Origin of the sequence: Rhizobium deserti (genome assembly GCF_004358025.1) — a bacterium.
GTDB lineage: Bacteria > Pseudomonadota > Alphaproteobacteria > Rhizobiales > Rhizobiaceae > Neorhizobium > Neorhizobium deserti.
Genome location: NZ_SMTL01000007.1, coordinates 103,056 through 119,454, shown reverse-complemented (window position 1 = coordinate 119,454; position 16,399 = coordinate 103,056). Strand labels below are relative to the sequence as shown.

Annotated in this window: 17 protein-coding genes; 5 read left to right on the top strand and 12 right to left on the bottom strand. The window is 59.8% G+C overall.

Features of this window, described 5'->3' with window-relative positions; translation table 11 throughout:
• Positions 1-19 precede the first annotated feature (19 nt).
• The 7 genes from E2F50_RS20330 to E2F50_RS20305 form a co-directional block, all read right to left on the bottom strand.
• Positions 20-1,852 (bottom strand): TniQ family protein, encoded by a 1,833-nt coding sequence (locus E2F50_RS20330; RefSeq protein ID WP_133318008.1) that lies wholly within the window; start codon positions 1,850-1,852, stop codon positions 20-22.
• A 2-nt stretch (positions 1,853-1,854) separates the two neighbouring features.
• The gene (locus tag E2F50_RS20325) at positions 1,855-2,829 is read right to left on the bottom strand and encodes an ATP-binding protein (protein WP_161974280.1); all 975 of its coding nucleotides are present in this window, start codon (positions 2,827-2,829) and stop codon (positions 1,855-1,857) included.
• 11 nt (positions 2,830-2,840) lie between these two features.
• On the bottom strand, positions 2,841-5,072 hold the full coding sequence (locus tag E2F50_RS20320; RefSeq protein WP_133318006.1) for a DDE-type integrase/transposase/recombinase: 2,232 nt from the start codon (positions 5,070-5,072) through the stop codon (positions 2,841-2,843).
• A 209-nt stretch (positions 5,073-5,281) separates the two neighbouring features.
• Positions 5,282-5,824 carry a hypothetical protein gene (locus tag E2F50_RS20315; RefSeq protein WP_245515515.1) on the bottom strand — a complete coding sequence of 181 codons (543 nt, stop codon included), beginning with the start codon at positions 5,822-5,824 and terminating at the stop codon, positions 5,282-5,284.
• A 163-nt stretch (positions 5,825-5,987) separates the two neighbouring features.
• Positions 5,988-6,149 carry a hypothetical protein gene (locus E2F50_RS23035; RefSeq protein WP_161974278.1) on the bottom strand — a complete coding sequence of 54 codons (162 nt, stop codon included), beginning with the start codon at positions 6,147-6,149 and terminating at the stop codon, positions 5,988-5,990.
• Between the two features lie 383 nt (positions 6,150-6,532).
• Positions 6,533-6,979 (bottom strand): hypothetical protein, encoded by a 447-nt coding sequence (locus tag E2F50_RS20310; RefSeq protein WP_133318004.1) that lies wholly within the window; start codon positions 6,977-6,979, stop codon positions 6,533-6,535.
• Positions 6,980-7,153: 174 nt separating this feature from the next.
• On the bottom strand, positions 7,154-7,612 hold the full coding sequence (locus E2F50_RS20305) for a hypothetical protein (protein ID WP_133318003.1): 459 nt from the start codon (positions 7,610-7,612) through the stop codon (positions 7,154-7,156).
• Between the two features lie 1,504 nt (positions 7,613-9,116).
• Here E2F50_RS20305 and E2F50_RS20300 point away from each other — a divergent pair.
• Complete coding sequence (locus tag E2F50_RS20300; protein WP_133318002.1) at positions 9,117-9,581, top strand: SDR family NAD(P)-dependent oxidoreductase; 465 nt, start codon at positions 9,117-9,119, stop codon at positions 9,579-9,581.
• A 41-nt stretch (positions 9,582-9,622) separates the two neighbouring features.
• On the opposite strand, the gene E2F50_RS20295 is transcribed toward E2F50_RS20300, so the two are convergent.
• Positions 9,623-9,865: a hypothetical protein gene (locus E2F50_RS20295; protein ID WP_133318001.1), complete on the bottom strand. Its 243-nt coding sequence runs from the start codon at positions 9,863-9,865 to the stop codon at positions 9,623-9,625.
• Between the two features lie 158 nt (positions 9,866-10,023).
• On the opposite strand from E2F50_RS20295, the gene E2F50_RS20290 reads away from it, so the two are divergent.
• Positions 10,024-10,443 carry a hypothetical protein gene (locus E2F50_RS20290; RefSeq protein WP_133318000.1) on the top strand — a complete coding sequence of 140 codons (420 nt, stop codon included), beginning with the start codon at positions 10,024-10,026 and terminating at the stop codon, positions 10,441-10,443.
• 16 nt (positions 10,444-10,459) lie between these two features.
• Here E2F50_RS20290 and E2F50_RS20285 read toward each other — a convergent pair whose 3' ends face one another.
• The 4 genes from E2F50_RS20285 to E2F50_RS20270 all read right to left on the bottom strand — a co-directional run bounded on the left by E2F50_RS20285 (position 10,460) and on the right by E2F50_RS20270 (position 14,040).
• Positions 10,460-11,002 (bottom strand): 3'-5' exonuclease, encoded by a 543-nt coding sequence (locus E2F50_RS20285; RefSeq protein WP_133317999.1) that lies wholly within the window; start codon positions 11,000-11,002, stop codon positions 10,460-10,462.
• Between the two features lie 309 nt (positions 11,003-11,311).
• Positions 11,312-12,793 carry a DHA2 family efflux MFS transporter permease subunit gene (locus E2F50_RS20280; RefSeq protein ID WP_133317998.1) on the bottom strand — a complete coding sequence of 494 codons (1,482 nt, stop codon included), beginning with the start codon at positions 12,791-12,793 and terminating at the stop codon, positions 11,312-11,314.
• 74 nt (positions 12,794-12,867) lie between these two features.
• Positions 12,868-13,602 (bottom strand): NADPH-dependent F420 reductase, encoded by a 735-nt coding sequence (locus tag E2F50_RS20275; RefSeq protein WP_133317997.1) that lies wholly within the window; start codon positions 13,600-13,602, stop codon positions 12,868-12,870.
• Between the two features lie 15 nt (positions 13,603-13,617).
• Positions 13,618-14,040, bottom strand: a complete 423-nt coding sequence (locus E2F50_RS20270) for a MarR family winged helix-turn-helix transcriptional regulator (protein WP_133317996.1) — start codon at positions 14,038-14,040, stop codon at positions 13,618-13,620.
• A gap of 186 nt (positions 14,041-14,226) precedes the next feature.
• Here E2F50_RS20270 and E2F50_RS20265 point away from each other — a divergent pair, with 186 nt between their 5' ends.
• From E2F50_RS20265 to E2F50_RS20255, 3 genes are all read left to right on the top strand, one after another.
• Complete coding sequence (locus tag E2F50_RS20265; protein ID WP_133317995.1) at positions 14,227-14,580, top strand: AraC family ligand binding domain-containing protein; 354 nt, start codon at positions 14,227-14,229, stop codon at positions 14,578-14,580.
• Positions 14,581-14,585: 5 nt separating this feature from the next.
• Positions 14,586-15,059 carry a hypothetical protein gene (locus E2F50_RS20260; protein ID WP_133317994.1) on the top strand — a complete coding sequence of 158 codons (474 nt, stop codon included), beginning with the start codon at positions 14,586-14,588 and terminating at the stop codon, positions 15,057-15,059.
• A gap of 233 nt (positions 15,060-15,292) precedes the next feature.
• Positions 15,293-16,045, top strand: coding sequence for a hypothetical protein (locus E2F50_RS20255; RefSeq protein ID WP_133317993.1), 753 nt, complete (start codon positions 15,293-15,295; stop codon positions 16,043-16,045).
• The last annotated feature ends 354 nt before the right edge of the window (positions 16,046-16,399 follow it).

Below are 16,399 nucleotides of genomic sequence, written 5' to 3'. Positions count from 1 at the left end.
AAGCCACGGAAGCTCTCGGCTAGAACGCTTGGGTCTGGTTTGACGTATCAGCACAGTCAGCACGGCTGTAAAAAGGTTCGCTGAAGACCGACACCTCGTTGACGGGCAGAATACCCCGCTTTGCCATCAAAGCTTCGACGTTCGGTGGATGACTTCCTAGTAGCGTGGCAAGCGCATCAAGCGAAATGAAGTCGCGATCGAACTCCGCCAGCGACGTCTTGTCCACGAACAGCGGTTTCGTCTTAGCCACTACGTCGTTCAACTCCACACCCGAGAGCATTCCGCATTTGAACAGCGCCCGAACCGTGAGCGGCGTCGTCTTCAACTCGTCTGCCGCCTGCTCCAGGCCAACGGCACGCTCCATGATTTCGAGAGGATTCTCGCGCCCGGGGACAGCATACAGGATCTGCAAGGCTTCCCGCCAGTCGATCAACAAATCTGTCAACTGGCGGCCGTCGCCTTGTCTGCGTAGGCTGCTCAGTTCCCTCTGGAAAACCAGGCACACCATCTCGTCGAAGCCGCAAAAGCAATTCGACGTGGCTTCGACGATGTTCGAAAGTCCATGATCGCGATCAGCCTCGATGATCCCCCTGAAGATCGTCTCGACGAATTCAGCGAGTGCGGCCGGATTTACCCTGGATCGGCCTCGGGTAGCATAAGTCGCGACCGTTTCGGCGATAACGCCCGAAGTCCTGAGCGCCTTGGCGAGATGTGACGGAACCCCGAGAACGCGGCCGACGTCCATATCCCTTAGTGACGGCTTTGTCGCTTCCAGGAAGGGGCGCGCAGCGTCGGCCGAGAACCATGTCCTTGAACTCTTGGCGTTCAGGCCGTCGATCAGTCCGGCGCCTGTCACGATCTTACGGACGACCGACTCTCCGAGCCCGTACTCCTTACTCGCCGAGGAAATCGAATGCAGATGTCTTTTCGTGACCGGGGTGATGAAAATCTCGCTCTCCGACAGCGGAAGATTCCTCGCCGCGATATCCTGGAACATCTCGATGACCGCGGCCATCTCCCGGTTATTCCTCTGGGATCTTAGCCACACCATGATCCGCCCGAAAAACTTCTGTACCGTGTGGTTGTTGGGTTTGGCTGTCTTGATCGCCTGAAGGATGACCTCCTCGATGGCTGCAGGCCCTCTGCAGGCAACCGCGTATCCACCTTCGAACGCGGTGTGGTCGCCAGTAAATCCATGCCTTTCCATGAAAGCACCAAGGTGCTCGCAGATTTCCACGACCACATAGACCTCAAGCCTGTCGAGAAACGTGTTTGCCTGAACCCCCATCAGACGGCCAGCGACATACCGCTCCGCCGGAGGCGGCGCCTGAGGTCGCAGGTCTGCCGTCATCGCCAGGATTTCGGACGCGTGGGCTTCCGCGAAGCGCGCCAGGTCATGTTCATGATGGCCTGCGGACGAGAATGGTTTCAGAGGGACTTCGTGAATTTCGCATACGGTGATCTCCAGTGTCTGCCATTGATACCTCGCGTACGCACGGGCGGCCGGGATGCCGCTCTCGTTGGAAAGATCCGCGCTGACGCACAAGGGGCAGAAACGGTGGATAGGCGCGACCCGATCGGAGGTCCGCAGTACCTTGCAGCCACCCATGACTGCCTTGCGATATCCGTCGGGTCGCATGGCGTAACGCCCCACGTCGGCGACGTCGAAACCCGAAAGATCGGCGAGCCTGTCCATCGCTTCGCGCTCTCCCTGAGCGATCGCGCTCGCCCTGACACCGAGAAGCTCGAGGAACATGGAAAGCGACGCGAAGCCGTTGGTGGCTGCCAGCCTCGAGGCGAGGCTCAGCGGAGTTTCATCCCGGTGGAACGCGACACTGTTGGGGAGGCGCATGCCTAGTTCCTTTTTTTCTTGAAGGCCAAGGCGATATCGGCGCGCGCTTTCTTCGGGTCGATATCGAGCCAGGTTTTGGCGAGGAACATGTTATCGACGGGAAGGCAGCCGTAGTGGCGCTCGTAATACCTGGCGAAATGCGCGCTCCCGAGGACGGGATGACCGTTTTTGACAGCCAGAAACGACGCTCCCTGGACAGTCTCGATCGAGGTGCCGAACTCCTTCAGGCTGGCTTTCCAGATGCGCCCGTGTACCTCGTCTTCCAGCATCTTCTTGTCCAGGGCGAGCCCGCATTGATCGCATGCGACTTCGGTGAGAATCCTTTCGACGATCTTGCGATCGCCAGGCCAGGTCAGTTCGCCGAAACGCCGGACGTCCGATCTGTTGCCCAGCTGGAAATCGTCCGTCTGCAGCAGGCGGTCCAGGTCAAGCACTCCGCTGAAAATGACATGCAGCGGCCATTCCTGGGTTTGCACCAGCACTTTCAGCTGGTCCTGCATCACCCGAACCGCGTGTTCTGTCGGATGGCGCAGCATATGCTGCGCCTCGTCGACGTGAAGGTAGATCACCCCGTGTTCGCGCAGGATCGTCCTGAGGGTCTCCCTGGCGAACGCGGGCTTCATGGAATGGTTCTGCGGAAGTCCGAGTTTCTTCAGGACCTCGTTGCAGAGATCGACGATGCCGCAGGGCCTGGGGGCTTCCACGCTGATAAGCGGGCGCATCGTGCGGCCGTGTTCATCCGGGTAGGCCTGGAACTCCGGCGTGGTCGCGAAAATGTTCCGGAGCGAAAAGGACTTCCCGCTCCCGGATTCACCGATGACGAAGAGGGATCGCCTACGCGACCCCCCTCCGTTGCGGATATCGTTCACGTTGTCGATGAGATCCCGCACCTGGGATTTCAGAGGCGCGTCTCGGTCGTTCGGGATCACGTGGGACCGCACGCGTGCCCGGAACTGGCTAAGCTCGTCGTCGTTCATGGTCATCTCCCTCACTTCCACTGGTCTTCGTCGTTGACGAAGCTCGAGACGGGCTCGGGAGCCGGGGCGGGCGTCTTCACGCCGTAGGCCTCGAACAGCTTGGAGACCACCGCCGAGTCCGCGCCCACCGCCTGGCCGACGGCCACGTCGCCACCACGCAGCGGGTCGGAGCGCAGGACGAGCGCGTTCTCGAGCTGCGGCACGACCCGCACCGGGGCCTCGACCCAGGCGCCGTCCAGCTGACCGTGCAGCTTCTCGAAATCAGCGTCGCTGGGAACGACGTGGCTGAGGTTGGCGCGCAGGGTAGCGGCTTCGCCGATGCGGCGGATCCGGTCGATGGCCTCGTACATGACGGCGAGCCCTTCCACGGCGTTTTCCGCGTTGCGCTGCTTCTCGCTCTTGAGCGCGGCCGCCCACTCGTGCAGGGTGACCGTGCCATCGAGGCCGATGGTGTTCCTGACCGGGTACCACTCGGTTTCGCCCTTGGCCAGGATGAACTCCGCGCACTCGGGATCGTACATGATCTCGACGTCCTGACCGTGCGTGCGGCGCTGCGCCTGCAGGGTGTCGTTCGAATACGGGATCCCCATGTTCGAAACTCCGTAGACCTGGATCTTGCGGTTCGCGGCGACGCCGAAGATGCGGGCGAGACCCGCCGAGCTCGGCGGGAACTTGATTCGGTGTTCCTGGGTACCCTGGACCCAAGCGTTGTGCGGCGTGTTGCCTCCAAGGCCCGCGTGAGGACGGTTATGGTAGACGTCCAGGATGGCGAACAGGAACACCTTGATCAGCTCGTCCACGTCGATGCTGACGTGAGCCGCGGCGTCGTAGTCGCCTTTTTCCGCGATGGAGTTGAAGGTCTTGCCGTCGAAATAGCTCGTCAGCAGCGGTCCCACGGTGTGGAACAGGCTCTCGACGAACGGACGACGCTGGGGATCGCCCGCCGCGGGACGAGTGTAGGCGATCTGCGCGGTGCGGAACACGGTCTCGGTGCGGTCCGCGGTGAACTCGGTGCCGTTGTCCATGTACGTTTCCTCGGGCCAGATCCGCCCGATCCACGGCGTCCGGGCACCCACGTACTCCGACAGCCAGCGTTTGTCGGACATGATCATGCGCAGGGCGGCCACGGCGGATGCCGCCTTGGGATTCGTGGATGCCTTGAACGCCAGGATGTAGCGCGTCGCGACGTCGATCGCGGCCACGACGTGGATGCGCTGGTGAAGCATGTCCGCTTCCTTCAGCTTTTCGACCACCCAGTCGGGCAAGGTGGTGAGCGCGCCGATCTCCGAGAGCAGCGTGATCAGATCGACCTTCATGTGGTCGATTTCGATGCGCTGACCGGGGCGGAGGATGTCGAACTGGCGACGGATCTTCATGAACTTGCGCACGGCGGCCTGGTAGCCGTGACGCGCGGCGACCGTGTCGAACTCGTCGAACTTCTTGATGAGGGCCACGAACTTCTTGCGCGAGACCGGGGCGAGCTTCCGGGTGCGGTTCCGGTTCTCAACATGCAGCGCCGCCAGGTAGTCGCGGAAGACCGCCGAATACTTTGGACGCAGGCGCGAGAGGAAACCGCGGGCCTTGTCCACGGCGAACGCGATGGAATCGGCATCAGCGCGGAAAAAGCGCTGACCGGGACCGTGGTGGCGGTGGATGAGCGCCAGCCTGTTGCAGTCGGCGGCGTGGTACTTCTTGTAGTCGCGCTGGAAGGTCTTGACGCTGGGTACGTCGAACCAGGACAGCTTGATCTGCTTGTTGGCGCGGGATTTCCCGTCCGTCGCCCCTTTAGCCGTCCTCATGGCCTCCTTGAAGAGCTCTCCGTCCTGTTCGTTGAGCCACTGCTGCATCTCGGCGGTCGAAAGGCGCGGGTTTTTCCCGAGGTCGGCGAGATGGTCGTCCCAGCGATCGATCAGCTTCTCGCGGTAGGAGGCGAGGTTCTGGCGCTCGATCGGGAATTTCTCGAAAGGCATGTCTCCGAAGAGAATGCGCAGTCGCGACATTTCAGGGCAGTTCCAGCCGTAGACGACTTCGGAAACCCCGCCGTCCAGCTCGTCGTAGATCTCCTGGTGAGACATGAAGATCTCGTGCTTGCCGTCGTCTTCGTTGCGAAGGCGGTAGCCGTTCGCGTCGCACGAGATCGGGATGAAGTTGGTGCTGATGGCCTTGCGGGCGAAACGGTCATGGTGTCCCATCTGGACGATGGCGTTGTGGAAGATGCGGGCAGGGATGGTGTTGATGGTCATCGGTCGTTCCTTTTTGCTTGATCCGGGCGGATTCGGTCGGTGCGTTCGAAGGCAGGCGGGGAGGGGTAGCCTCCCGTATCTCCTTTCGGCTTGCACGCCGGGGATCTTGCGGGGCGAACGAGAAATGACGTCCGAGTAGTCGGAAGAACTCGTGGAGGTTCGGATCGGCGGTCATGGACAGCTCCTGTTTTCGGTTCGGGACGAGGGATTCAGCCGCGGAAACGCAGCCAGGCAAGTTCGTCGATCCGCCCGGTCGAGGCGGTGACGAGGTGGCCGACATCGATCAGGCGCCAGATGGCGGTGCGACGGTTGGCGCGGTTCGTGCAGTTGCGCAGCAGCTCTCCGAAACGGAAGCGGCCCGGCAGCCTGCGGACGATTTCGAGCAACGCCGAGAATTCGGCAGGATCGTTATGGTGGCGGGAAGCGACGATGCACTGCGCGTTTTCGAAGTCGTCGATGGTGGCTTCGGCTTCGCTCAGGTGCACCATGTCGTCGACGGCTCCCACGGTCAGGTGGCCCTTCTTGTCGTGCCGGGTGAAACCCGCAAGGCGGATCTGTTTGATGAGCTCTTCCAACTGCTCCTTATTTTTCTGGTATTTCACCGCGACGGCGAGCCGGAGGCCGTCGTCGAACACGACGAAATAGTCACAGGTGTGCTTGCGGATTTCGCCGTCGGCGTCGATCCACAGAAGGATCGGATACTGGGAATGCAGTTCGCGCACGTCGCTTCGTCCTTGAATCTTGACCGACACCCGATGCTCCAGTTCGCTCTCGTGATAGACTTCAGTGCCGCGGAAGAAGGTGGCACCGCGCGCGGTCGCCTCCTGCTTCGAGGCAGGCTTGCGCGTCGCGTGTCCCGCGGTGGGATCCAGCTTCAGCAGATCGTTGTCGGGACCTTCGCTTTCGCAAAAGCCCCTACGATATCCCCAAGCCTCCTGACGGGATGGGGATGCGGATATCCGCGGCGGTAGGTGCGGGGAGATAGGCGGGCATGGAAACGCCCTGCGGCTCGGCGAGGAATCCGAGTCCTGCGCGTTTGAGATAGATAGAGCGGGCGGTCTGACGATTGAAGTTCATCTGGCTCTCCATTTCGATCTTGCTTCGACGAAGGAGATGCTGTGGATGGATAGGCGCGCCTATACCGATACTACTGCAGCTCCTATGGCTATATGTATCGGGCGCATTGGCCTACTCCGTTTCAATCTAATTATCCTTGTAACGATCTGGTGCACAGGTGTCTAGTCGAGAGACATTTCTACTTGATGACTTGGCAGGTATATTAAGATGCATGGTTAATCTAAGGTTAAGCTCCTATTTTACTTTTTTCGGGCATGTAGGCTCGAGATTTCACTTCACCTCATCTCGAGATTAGGTGCTCTACCTCGACCGGTGAGCCTGGGACAACTAACGTTCAAGGTCCCGCCGGCCCCGGGTAGGTCTTTGAGGATTGGACGGCGCCCTTACGATGGCTTCCCGAAGGTTCGATCGTACAAGGCGGCAACGAACTGTTCGACCTGTTCGACGGTAAGCTCGACGCGCTCCCGCGAGTCGCCGAGTTCAAGGCGAACCCCTAGTGTGATGCCGATAAACATGAGCATGGTGTAGGTGTCGGAGACGTTACCGAGGATCAACTCCGCGATCTGTGCCTCCGACATGCCGTTCCACGGCTCAAGCTCGGCGAGTTCGTACGCCGCCGAGGGGGCAACGCGTCGAAGCTCATCATGCTCGCCGAGGATGTGTACGCTCGAAGTGAAGAGGATGCTCGGGTGGCTTAACACGCGGGGCTTGGCGAGCTTCGCGCGAAGTTCGGCGATCAAGGCCATGGCAGCCTTATCTGCGCGAGCCATGATACCGCTGTTCACCAGTACGTCCGCAGCCTTGGCGGCAGGGGTAGTGGAAGTTGGCATTCGTGGTCCTTTCGTTTCGGAGCGATCCGGGGTACGCGACGGCTTTTGTCGACGGTATCAACGGTTCTGGTGAAGGGCTTCACAACGCTATGCTCCGCCTCATGGTTCGTGGTTTGACTGACCATGCGTCCGTTGGGGTTGCGGTCGAGGTGGCGACCACGGATGCGCAGTCGGCTATTTCATACCGGCGATAGCGGTGTCGAACTCAGCCTTCTCCCTGACCGTGTAGCCGTACGAGGCGAAGTCGCGGTACGACCAGCCTTTGGTATGACGCGTCACGACGCGGGCGATGTCGGCCGCCTCGAGAGCGCCGTAGACCCACGGTCCGCGCTCTTCGATATCCCAGTAGCCGAGGTTGTTATCGGGGCCGGACACGTCGTCATCGCATTGGGAAAGCCAGTGCGCGACTTCTTCCACGAGGCCGCCGGGGCCCCGGACACCGCATTTGAGGACGGAGCGGAGATGGTCGGCCGAGTGCGTGACGAAGTCCGCGAGGAAGTGTGCCGCACACTGGCTGATCAGGTCGTTCACGAAAAGCGGCGGAACGCAGTAGTCGTTGGGACGGCGCCCTTGGCAGACCGTATGGACCGCATCCGTCGAGCGGCCCTTGGTGGTGGTCGGATTTGTACGCATCGTAGTTCCTTTCCGCACATGGAGATGTGCTTGCGAGCGTTTGATCGGCGAACGTCGAGTGACCGGGGCCGGGATTGGCCAGCGGTCGAGAAAAGGCGGCTAGATGGGAATCTTGGACATGGGTCATCTCCGTGAGCGTTCGGATTGAAAAACACTCTTCGGCCTGACCAAACCGGGAGTATGCCGCCGGGTTTAATCCCCAGCACTGCGGAGGGCGGTGTGTCACCCCTGGCCGCGTTCGCTCAATGGCGCTCGTGTTAATCCGCTAGTCCTACACCCAGGACGCGGCACAATCTGGCGCAGCTCTAAAAGAGCACGCCCAGTCCGAGTTTGCAATCCTTCTGGGGTGAGAATCTGCCCGTCGGGGAGAATTTAAGTCCCTGATTTGAAACGCGAATTTTTAGTAAAAATGTCTTCATCGGTCAAATCTGAAACGACATCCGGGCGTTGCGCCATGTTGTTGCAGAAGTGCACGAAGTAAGGGTCGTGGTAAATCTGCAACATGAATGGCGAATTAGTTCCGCACGTGAGTTGCCGATCGTCCTTGGTGTCAGCGCCACATGAACTGGCTCGTTGGTCGTCGCCAGGAACCACACCGACATCGGTCGGGTTACGGACCTGCCTCACCCTCTCCTTGAAAAAGCGATGGCCATCCGGTATTCGTTTGTCATGAAAAAACGAAGCGGATCGCCATGGACAAGAGGCGTGAGGCAAGATCTCTAGGGGCCCTGCTGGACGAGGTCGGCTTCAAACCGATCGGTCGTCGCATAAGGATCAAGGTTGGGCTTTCGGGGCTGTGTCTGCGAATCAAGTAAGCCATACGTCTTCGGAAGGTGTCTCGTCAGGGCTGTGGAACTGGTCCTGGATCGAGACCTGACAACCGCGACGCATGTGCTGGGCCTGGTGTATCAGCCGGTCACGGCAAGACGACCGATGGTCCTGACATCGATAGTACACAGGCGTCGACCCTGTTGCATGAACCTAAAGCCAATGAAGAAGCTACGATGGCCCGTTCGTCGGGATCGCGGATCGCCGTCCGTCATGATGCCGCCAGCGCAGCGGTGTAATCGTGCTTCGTGGCCTGAAGAGGTATGGCATGCCCAAGCCGTCACATACCTGATTGAGCAACGGGACCCTAGCCTTCGACTGGCCGCTCAGCGCGACTTGCCCGACGGTCGCTCTAGCGTCTCCATTAGATATGTAACGGGAATTGCCTCGGGTGAAATCCGATGAGAGTTCTGCCCTGAAATTCCATTGGCGGGATCAGGTAGCTGCTCTTTGGCGTGCACGAAGTACGAGGGTCGATAATGACCGGATTTGAGCTTTTTTTCGGCGGCGCGGTAGCTCCGTCTGTTGACGTTGGCCGTCTCCATCAGGAACGAACGTGCGCTGAAATCAGCCGGCGCAACTGAATATGGCAAGGGGTATCCACACTGCTGGCTCTTGCCCACACTGCATTCTATCTGGCCGCCTTATCTGAGTACGAGCTCGAGCGGAACAATGATTGGCAGGATACGGCAGGATCATCAACATCAGTTCTGTCGCGGGCGTGATCGGTCTCAAGCACTGCGCCGCCTACAGCGCGGCAAAGTTCGCCCTCGAAGGGCTTTCACTAGCGGTCGCGCACGAGGTGGGGCAGTTCGGTATCAGGATCGCAGTCGTCTCGCCGGGCTTCTTCCGTACCGACCTGCTCGCTTCGACGAACGTGAAGTATGCGGAAAGCTCGATCGAGGATTACGCGGCCGAGGGCACCGCCGCGGCAATGTGGTCCCGATACGACGGGCAGCAGACAGGTGATCCTGCCAAACTTGGAGAGGTGCTGGTCAAGTTGGGAACCATGGAAAATCCTCCGAAGCAGTTCATGGCGGGAGGCGATGCAGTAGACACGGTCACTCCCGTCCTTGAGGCGGGACTGGAGGAAATACGCGCGTTCGACGCGTTGTCCAGGACGACAGACGGGTCTTTCTAAAGCTTCGCCCGCCATCTGCCGGGGCGGCCAGTACAGGTCGCTCAGGCAAAGTCTCCGACCCTGCCGACGCTGAACACGACCTCGGGCTCACCTTCCTCGCCGACGACAGGATCGCCCTCGCGCCTCCAGACGACGACACCAGCATGGCGGCCCTCAAGGTGACGGGCTTCCTCAATGGCCGCCGCCTTGCTGGCGGCCACCCGGGGCGCGAACGCCTGTACCGCTTGGTCACGGTCATCGAGATCAAACGCGAAGATGTAGAGGGTCGCGAACGTGCCGGGCATCTGAGGTCTCCTGATGGTTTCGGCGAACGCTCCCGCGATCCCCGTTGTTCCACCCGGTTTCCGAGCAAAGCCATATCATCCGATATTGAAGTCTGACCGCGGATCGTCATGTAGGTTGGGGCACACGGCGGATTAGCCAAATCGAGTCAGGGGGTTCTATGGCCTGGGAAATCCAACCCTTCGAAGGCGTGGGTCCAATCCGTTTCGGGATGACACCATCGGAAGTCGAGGCAGTCATCGGTCCGCCCGACCGCCGGAGGAAGGGAGACGACGGGACGGAATATCGCGGGGATCACGCGCCTGTCGTCAACTACGTCGACGGCAAGGTCACCGAAATCGAGTGCTACTACGATCTCGAAGGCGGTGTCTCGCTCGACGGCATCGACCTCTTTGAACGGGATGGCATCGAGGTGATGCGAGAACTCGAGAAGCGCAGTGGCGGCGCTCTGGAGTCTGTCGGATCCTTCTATTCGAGAACCTCGGGATTTCGACCGGCCGGCTCGACCGACCCGGCCGCGAAGACAATTCCGTCACGGCTTTTGCGAAGGGGCTTTGGGCGGACCGCCTGGACAGGATGAAGCCCCTGTCATTCCTCTAGGGCCTCTTCGCCTGCAGGTCACGGGCCTCCTCGCGCACGAGTTTCCACCGATCAAGTTCAAGAAGGGCGTCAGGCAGCGCACGGTGTGGCGGGCTGCTCGGCTCGGTGCGCTCTATGATGTCACTCACAAAGTCCTCGATGTCCTTGTCCGAAACCGAAGACCCTGCCACTTCCTTCGCGAGGTCCAAGAACGCCTCGTCGGATTTCCGAAGACGCAGTTCGTGACTGGGATTTCCCGCCGCGCGTAACAGGGCGCTCAACCATTTACCGTCCCAAGACGGCGCGCTGGCAGACAGGTCATGGTCCGCGAGGGTTTCAACCATTTCGCTTACGATGGTAGAAACGTCCACGCCGTCCCTGGCGAGTTGCTCCCGGGATATCCCGTGCAGGGCCTCGGCTTCGGACGACCAGTCGGTCCAACCTGGTATCCGCTTGATGAGGAACGAGCGCGCTCGGCCGTCTTCGAAAACCCAGGCGACTTCGATGGGATAGCTGTGCTTGCTAAGGGACGAGGCTTCGAAATCGAGGAAGACAGACATGCGCGGTCGATCATTCCGGCCGTTCGGCGGCGGCACTGGCCTTTGAAGGTGTCCAGAGCGGGTATCGGTTTACGCCGACTTTGACTTTCACCCGACGGCCGAGAGGCTTGAACCCGCACTCGTCGAGGGCGGAGCCGAAGGATGCGGGCTGTCCAGTGCTCACCGAAGCTTCGCTCTTAGACTTCTTTACCATCTGGAATCCTTTCATCGGGGTGCAATCTGAACCGGGGGACTTAATCCGGCAAGTCCTCGTGAACGTACAAGAACGATTTTGTTCGAAACGGGAGGTGGCCCGCCGGAAGGCGCCGCCTAGTGAGCCTGAACCGTCCTTTGCGCCGTCGCCTTCGTCTTCGGCATCATCAACGCCACCAACAGACCCAGGACAACCATTCCAAAGGCGACAAGGTGAGACTGCTGTGCACCCTGCGCCATGGCGGGCTGAATTGCTTCCCCGCTAGAGACGAGAGCTGCAGAGCTTGCGGTCATAATCGAGAATGCGATGGCGATACCCGCCGCACCGGAGAGCTGCTGGATCGTGTTCATGATGGCGCTGCCATGGGGCAGGAGGTGTTTGTCGAGGGCGCCGAGCGAGGCCGCATATGTCGGGGTCCACAGGAAGGCCTGCCCTACGATGATGAACATGTAGGTGGCAAGCAGAAGCCAGATGGGCGTTCCTGGCGCAAGCGTCGACAGGAACCACAGACCCGCACCATCGAAGATCGCGCCCGCCACCATGAGCGGTCGTGCACCGATACGATCATAGACGCGGCCGACCACCACGGAGATGACGGTGATGGTCAGTCCGCCCGGCAACATGAACAGACCGGTCTGCAATGGGGTCAACCCGTATGAAGCCTGCAGTATGACCGGCATCAGCGTCATCATCCCCGTGGCAGCGGTCATGAAGAATACAGCGAGCAGAGCCGGCACGGCAAAGCTGCGGACGGTGAACGGACGCATGTCGAGCAAAGCGAGGTCGGACTTCTGGAGGAACAGTTGCCGGGCGACAAACAGAGCAACGACAATCATGCCAGCGCCAAGGGCCGTCCAAGGCGAAACGATCGTGTGGCCTCCGGAGGCCTCGCCGAAGGAAGCCAGCCCGTAGACGAGGCTAGCGAACCCGATGGCCGAAAGCAGCACGGACAGGCCGTCCACCTTGGTCTTGCGCGGGGTGCCCGGCACGCGGATCATCATGTTGCCGACGGTAAGCGAGATCACGGCGATCGGCAGGATGAACACGAACAGCCAACGCCAGCCGGCGACGGACAGAATGGCACCCGCCATTGCCGGACCGAATGCGGGTGCAGTCGACACGCAAACCGTCAGCAGTGCCATCATGCGGCCGGCTCTTGACGGAGGTACCAGTGCGGTCACCGCGGTGAACGCCAGCGGGGTTGCGATAGCCGTGCCGACGGCCTGGATAATACGGCCGACCAGCAAGACCTCGAAGCCAGGTGCGGAAATCGCTACCATTGTTCCAAATGCAAACATGGACATGGCGAGCGTATAGACCGTCCGCATGCTGAACCGTTCGGTGAGGAAGCCCGTCGCAGGGATGACCACAGCCATCGTCAGCATGTAGGCGGTCGTAAGCCACTGCACGGTGGATGCCGTGATACCCAGATCGGCCATCACCGTCGGCAAGGCTACACCCATCAGCATCTCGTTGAGGATTACGGTGAAGGTCGAGGCAAACAGTACGCTGATCGCGATCTTGGATTCAGAGGTCAGCTTGTCGCTGGCCGCTGCGTTTTGACTGTTGACCTCGAGAGGTATGGCGATAGCCGACATGAAACCTAGCTTTCTATATTCTAGTGAACGAGATATTGGTCGTAGATGCTGACAGGCGGTACTGACTCATGAGCTTAGTTGGACATGACCCGGTTGTTCGCGGCCATAGCTGCGCGCGTCATCGGCACCCTCCCGTCGGATATCGCCTTCATGATGGCGTCGCGATTGGCAGGGGAGCGTTCCATGCTGGCATTTGAGAGGGCGACTTTGAGTTCCTCGATCGTTAGTTCTGTGCAGTACGCCGGAGAGCCGGGCTGGAACCTCCAGGAATCCGCCAGCTCGCCCGCGTCTACGGTATCGAACCCTGTCGCGCTCACCAGCTCAGCCACCACGCGCTTGGCAGCGAGGTCATCGCCCGCGATCGGGATGGCAATCCGGTCTGGCGTTCCAGGAGCGGTCCCCGCCTCGACGAGGGTCTGCGAAAGGATGGCGTTCCACGCCTTCACCAAAGGTCGACCGATCTGTTCGCTGGCCCAAACCGTTTCCGGCTTGCCGCCTTCGACCTCGGCGATCCGCCCGTCGCGCTGGGGGTAATAGTTCGAGGTATCCACGAAAATCGTACCGGTCGGAGCCTGGGCCACCAAGGCGGCGGCTTCGGCGTTGCGTGCGAACGGTATCGACAGGATGACGACGTCCGCGTCTGTGGCCACGTCTTCCTTGGCGACGGGGAAAATCGCTGTGCTGTGAACAATGTTCTTGAGGCTTTCGGGCCCCCTGGAGTTGGCGATTTTCACCGTATGCCCGGCCGCTGACAGCTTCCTGGCAAGCTCCGCGCCGATATTACCGGAGCCGATGATCCCAACGTTCATGTGCGTTGTCCTTTCCTATTCCACTGCTGGTCTTGCAAAGTCATTGAGGGTATCTCGCAGCGCGATCATGCCGGCCTCGTCGATCTTGCAGGCGCTCTTGATCCTGCCGGCAATGCTCCAGACTTCATCCTTGATGGCTTCCGCGGCTGGCGTGAGGTTGATCAGCACGCACCGTTCGTCCTTGGGATCACGCATCCGCGTGATCATCCCCGAAACTTCGAGGCGCTTGAGCAGAGGCGTGATCGTTCCAGTATCCATGCCGAGACTCGTGCCGAGGTCGCCGACGTAGCGAGGCGTTCCGGCGTAGAGCTCGAGCATCACCAGATACTGTGGGAACGTTAGTCCCAGCGGATCCAGAAAGGGCTTGTGCATACGCGCCACGCGGCCCGCGACCCCGTAGATGGCGAATGAAAGCTGAGTTCCTAGTCGGTGGGACATGACACCTTCTTGATTGCGCGCTACTTATAATTAGATGTCTAGCGCAGCATTGTCTAGTACACTAGCCAATTCTCGCGCAGGCTGTTTGGCGGCGCTCTTCGCAACGCCGCAGCGGGCGATGTACGGCGTCTGTCTTGGCGACCTCGGCGACCGCCCTACGTCCCGTCTAGAAAAGGGAGCAATCGAATGAAAGTTCAGAAATTCAGCCTGTCCGACGCCAAACTGGAACGGTCACCAGGGCAGGATGCCGATATCTTCGTCGGAAACCTCGTCGACGAGAGACACGGCGGACCGGTCACCATCGGCTACGGCCGCTATGCCCCCAACCAGTCGCTGACTGAGACAATGGCCGTACACGACACCATGATTATTCTGCAAGGCAGGCTTTCGGTGTCCACGGCGGACGGCACGGTGACGGCAGGACCGGGCGACATCGTCTACATGCCAAAGGGGGAATCCGTGACGATCGCCACGGAAGGCGAGGGCGCTTTGACGGCGTACGTCACCTATCCGCACTGGGCGGAGGCGCACGAGGGATGATGGGAATGGCCGCATCGCCGAAAGGCTGGACGACGATGGCCTGGCAGTCCGACTACGGCCAGTTCTATCTCATGGACAGGAACGACAAGGCTTTCGAGGCTCCCGTGGAGATCACGCCGGAGATGGAGGCGAGGTGCCTGTTCGTCATGCCATCGGGTATCACCATATACACGCAGTCGTGCCTGCAACAGCACATCCGGATCGCGATCTACGACCAGGAGCCAAGTCACCCTTTAGTGGAACCGATGAGCGACAAGCCCTGGACGCACGAGGAGACGGTTGAAGTCCGTTTCCCGTCGAAGACCTTCGCGATCTCCAGCCCCTCGATGCCGGACCCTCTGCCGAATGGTCCGGTCTTCTTCGTGGATACCGTCGAGTGCGCCATGCGGATCAGCTGGATGGAATTCCAGGGCAGCAGGGACGACAGCGTGCCGATCGAGCCGGATGTCATAGACATCGCGATCTGGCCTCGCCCATGAACGAAAGGCCTACGCCATCCGCCCAATGCGGGATGCGGCAACCGCCATGTAGTTCGGCATGAAACGTGGAGGCAACCAAATGAATTCGATGGAAAGAATTTCCTCCCAACACGGCTGGAGATGGTGAGCTATTGGTTAAAAAGCTTCTGATATCTGTGGTTCTACTAATTTGCCTCTTTTACGTGGTTAATCCTACAGTCCAACGCAATAATCCCGCTGCTGGCGAACCTCGGATGATCGAGGTCAGGATGGGGATGACGGTCAGAGAGTTCATTGAACGTAATCATCTGCAAGTAGGTCCGTGGAAGGCACAAGAATACGTGGTTGATGCGAATGATATCGGTGATTGGATGCCTATCCAATTCACCGATCACTGGATTGCTCTTCACGTCCTTGATGCAGAGCAGAGCTTTGAGCTACCGCCGGGGCGAACATTGCATGTTTCTCAGGAAGCAGGGCGCATCAGTGGCGTTGCGTTGCGGCCCTTTGCGCAGCCTCGTCTATTGGACGAGATGCGCGAATATATCGTCGGTTTGCTTACACAACTGGAAGCAAAAGGTTGGCAGCCCACCTTGGCTATCAAAGTTCCATCCCAGGTCGAGGATTTCGACGCCGGCGGGAAAAGTTCTTTCGCGGACATGAAATCTCCGAGCGGCAACATACTACAGATGAATCTGCGAGATTACGGTCTGGCTCCCAAACAGGAAAGCTTCATATTCAAGTTTGATCCTAATCCCAAACCTGCGGAACAAAGTCGGACCTATCTGCTGCAGGTGACAGTCGATAGTACCCAGGAGATGCGCGGGTATGGTGATCTCATCTACCCACGTCGCATATTCGAGTCCGGTGATGTAACGAAGCCTTTGCCACTCCGCTATTGGCTCGAAGACCCCGACTGGACACCCGAGAAGGCAGGGATGATACCGACAAAACCAGAGGAACGCTCCAATGCCGAGTCCTCGAAGTGGAAGATGCCGCCACGATAGTTCGCCGGGAGGTCTGTAATGAGCAGTCCCGTCACTTTCGAAGCTCCATTAATGTCTCCTATTAGCGCGAAGCGGAGGACACCTCTCGGCCCGAGGCAGCCATTTGAGCGCCGACTCAGTATTTGTGAGATGGGCTGGCTGACGATTGGTCCGCTTCCTCAAGTCTGTACGATGAAGCCCGCCTCTAGCCGCGCACGGCGCCGCCTATGGCACCGGGGTGAGGGAGCGCACTGAACATTCAATCAACGTACCAAGCAGCCTAGAGGCCGAATACCTGGATGCCCCTGACGTGCTCAATGTTTAGACCGCCGCCGTAGCCATCAAGCGCCTCCAAAAGGTCTGGCATCAGAAGTA

Bases quoted from the DNA above. Each gene is read 5' to 3' on its own strand.
- E2F50_RS20330 (WP_133318008.1), bottom strand. From the start codon at position 1,852: ATGCGCCTCCCCAACAGTGTCGCGTTCCACCGGGATGAAACTCCGCTG.
- E2F50_RS20325 (WP_161974280.1), bottom strand. From the start codon at position 2,829: ATGAACGACGACGAGCTTAGCCAGTTCCGGGCACGCGTGCGGTCCCAC.
- E2F50_RS20320 (WP_133318006.1), bottom strand. From the start codon at position 5,072: ATGACCATCAACACCATCCCTGCCCGCATCTTCCACAACGCCATCGTC.
- E2F50_RS23035 (WP_161974278.1), bottom strand. From the start codon at position 6,149: ATGAACTTCAATCGTCAGACCGCCCGCTCTATCTATCTCAAACGCGCA.
- E2F50_RS20310 (WP_133318004.1), bottom strand. From the start codon at position 6,979: ATGCCAACTTCCACTACCCCTGCCGCCAAGGCTGCGGACGTACTGGTG.
- E2F50_RS20305 (WP_133318003.1), bottom strand. From the start codon at position 7,612: ATGCGTACAAATCCGACCACCACCAAGGGCCGCTCGACGGATGCGGTC.
- E2F50_RS20295 (WP_133318001.1), bottom strand. From the start codon at position 9,865: ATGCCCGGCACGTTCGCGACCCTCTACATCTTCGCGTTTGATCTCGAT.
- E2F50_RS20290 (WP_133318000.1), top strand. From the start codon at position 10,024: ATGGCCTGGGAAATCCAACCCTTCGAAGGCGTGGGTCCAATCCGTTTC.
- E2F50_RS20285 (WP_133317999.1), bottom strand. From the start codon at position 11,002: ATGTCTGTCTTCCTCGATTTCGAAGCCTCGTCCCTTAGCAAGCACAGC.
- E2F50_RS20280 (WP_133317998.1), bottom strand. From the start codon at position 12,793: ATGTCGGCTATCGCCATACCTCTCGAGGTCAACAGTCAAAACGCAGCG.
- E2F50_RS20275 (WP_133317997.1), bottom strand. From the start codon at position 13,602: ATGAACGTTGGGATCATCGGCTCCGGTAATATCGGCGCGGAGCTTGCC.
- E2F50_RS20270 (WP_133317996.1), bottom strand. From the start codon at position 14,040: ATGTCCCACCGACTAGGAACTCAGCTTTCATTCGCCATCTACGGGGTC.
- E2F50_RS20265 (WP_133317995.1), top strand. From the start codon at position 14,227: ATGAAAGTTCAGAAATTCAGCCTGTCCGACGCCAAACTGGAACGGTCA.
- E2F50_RS20260 (WP_133317994.1), top strand. From the start codon at position 14,586: ATGGCCGCATCGCCGAAAGGCTGGACGACGATGGCCTGGCAGTCCGAC.
- E2F50_RS20255 (WP_133317993.1), top strand. From the start codon at position 15,293: ATGATCGAGGTCAGGATGGGGATGACGGTCAGAGAGTTCATTGAACGT.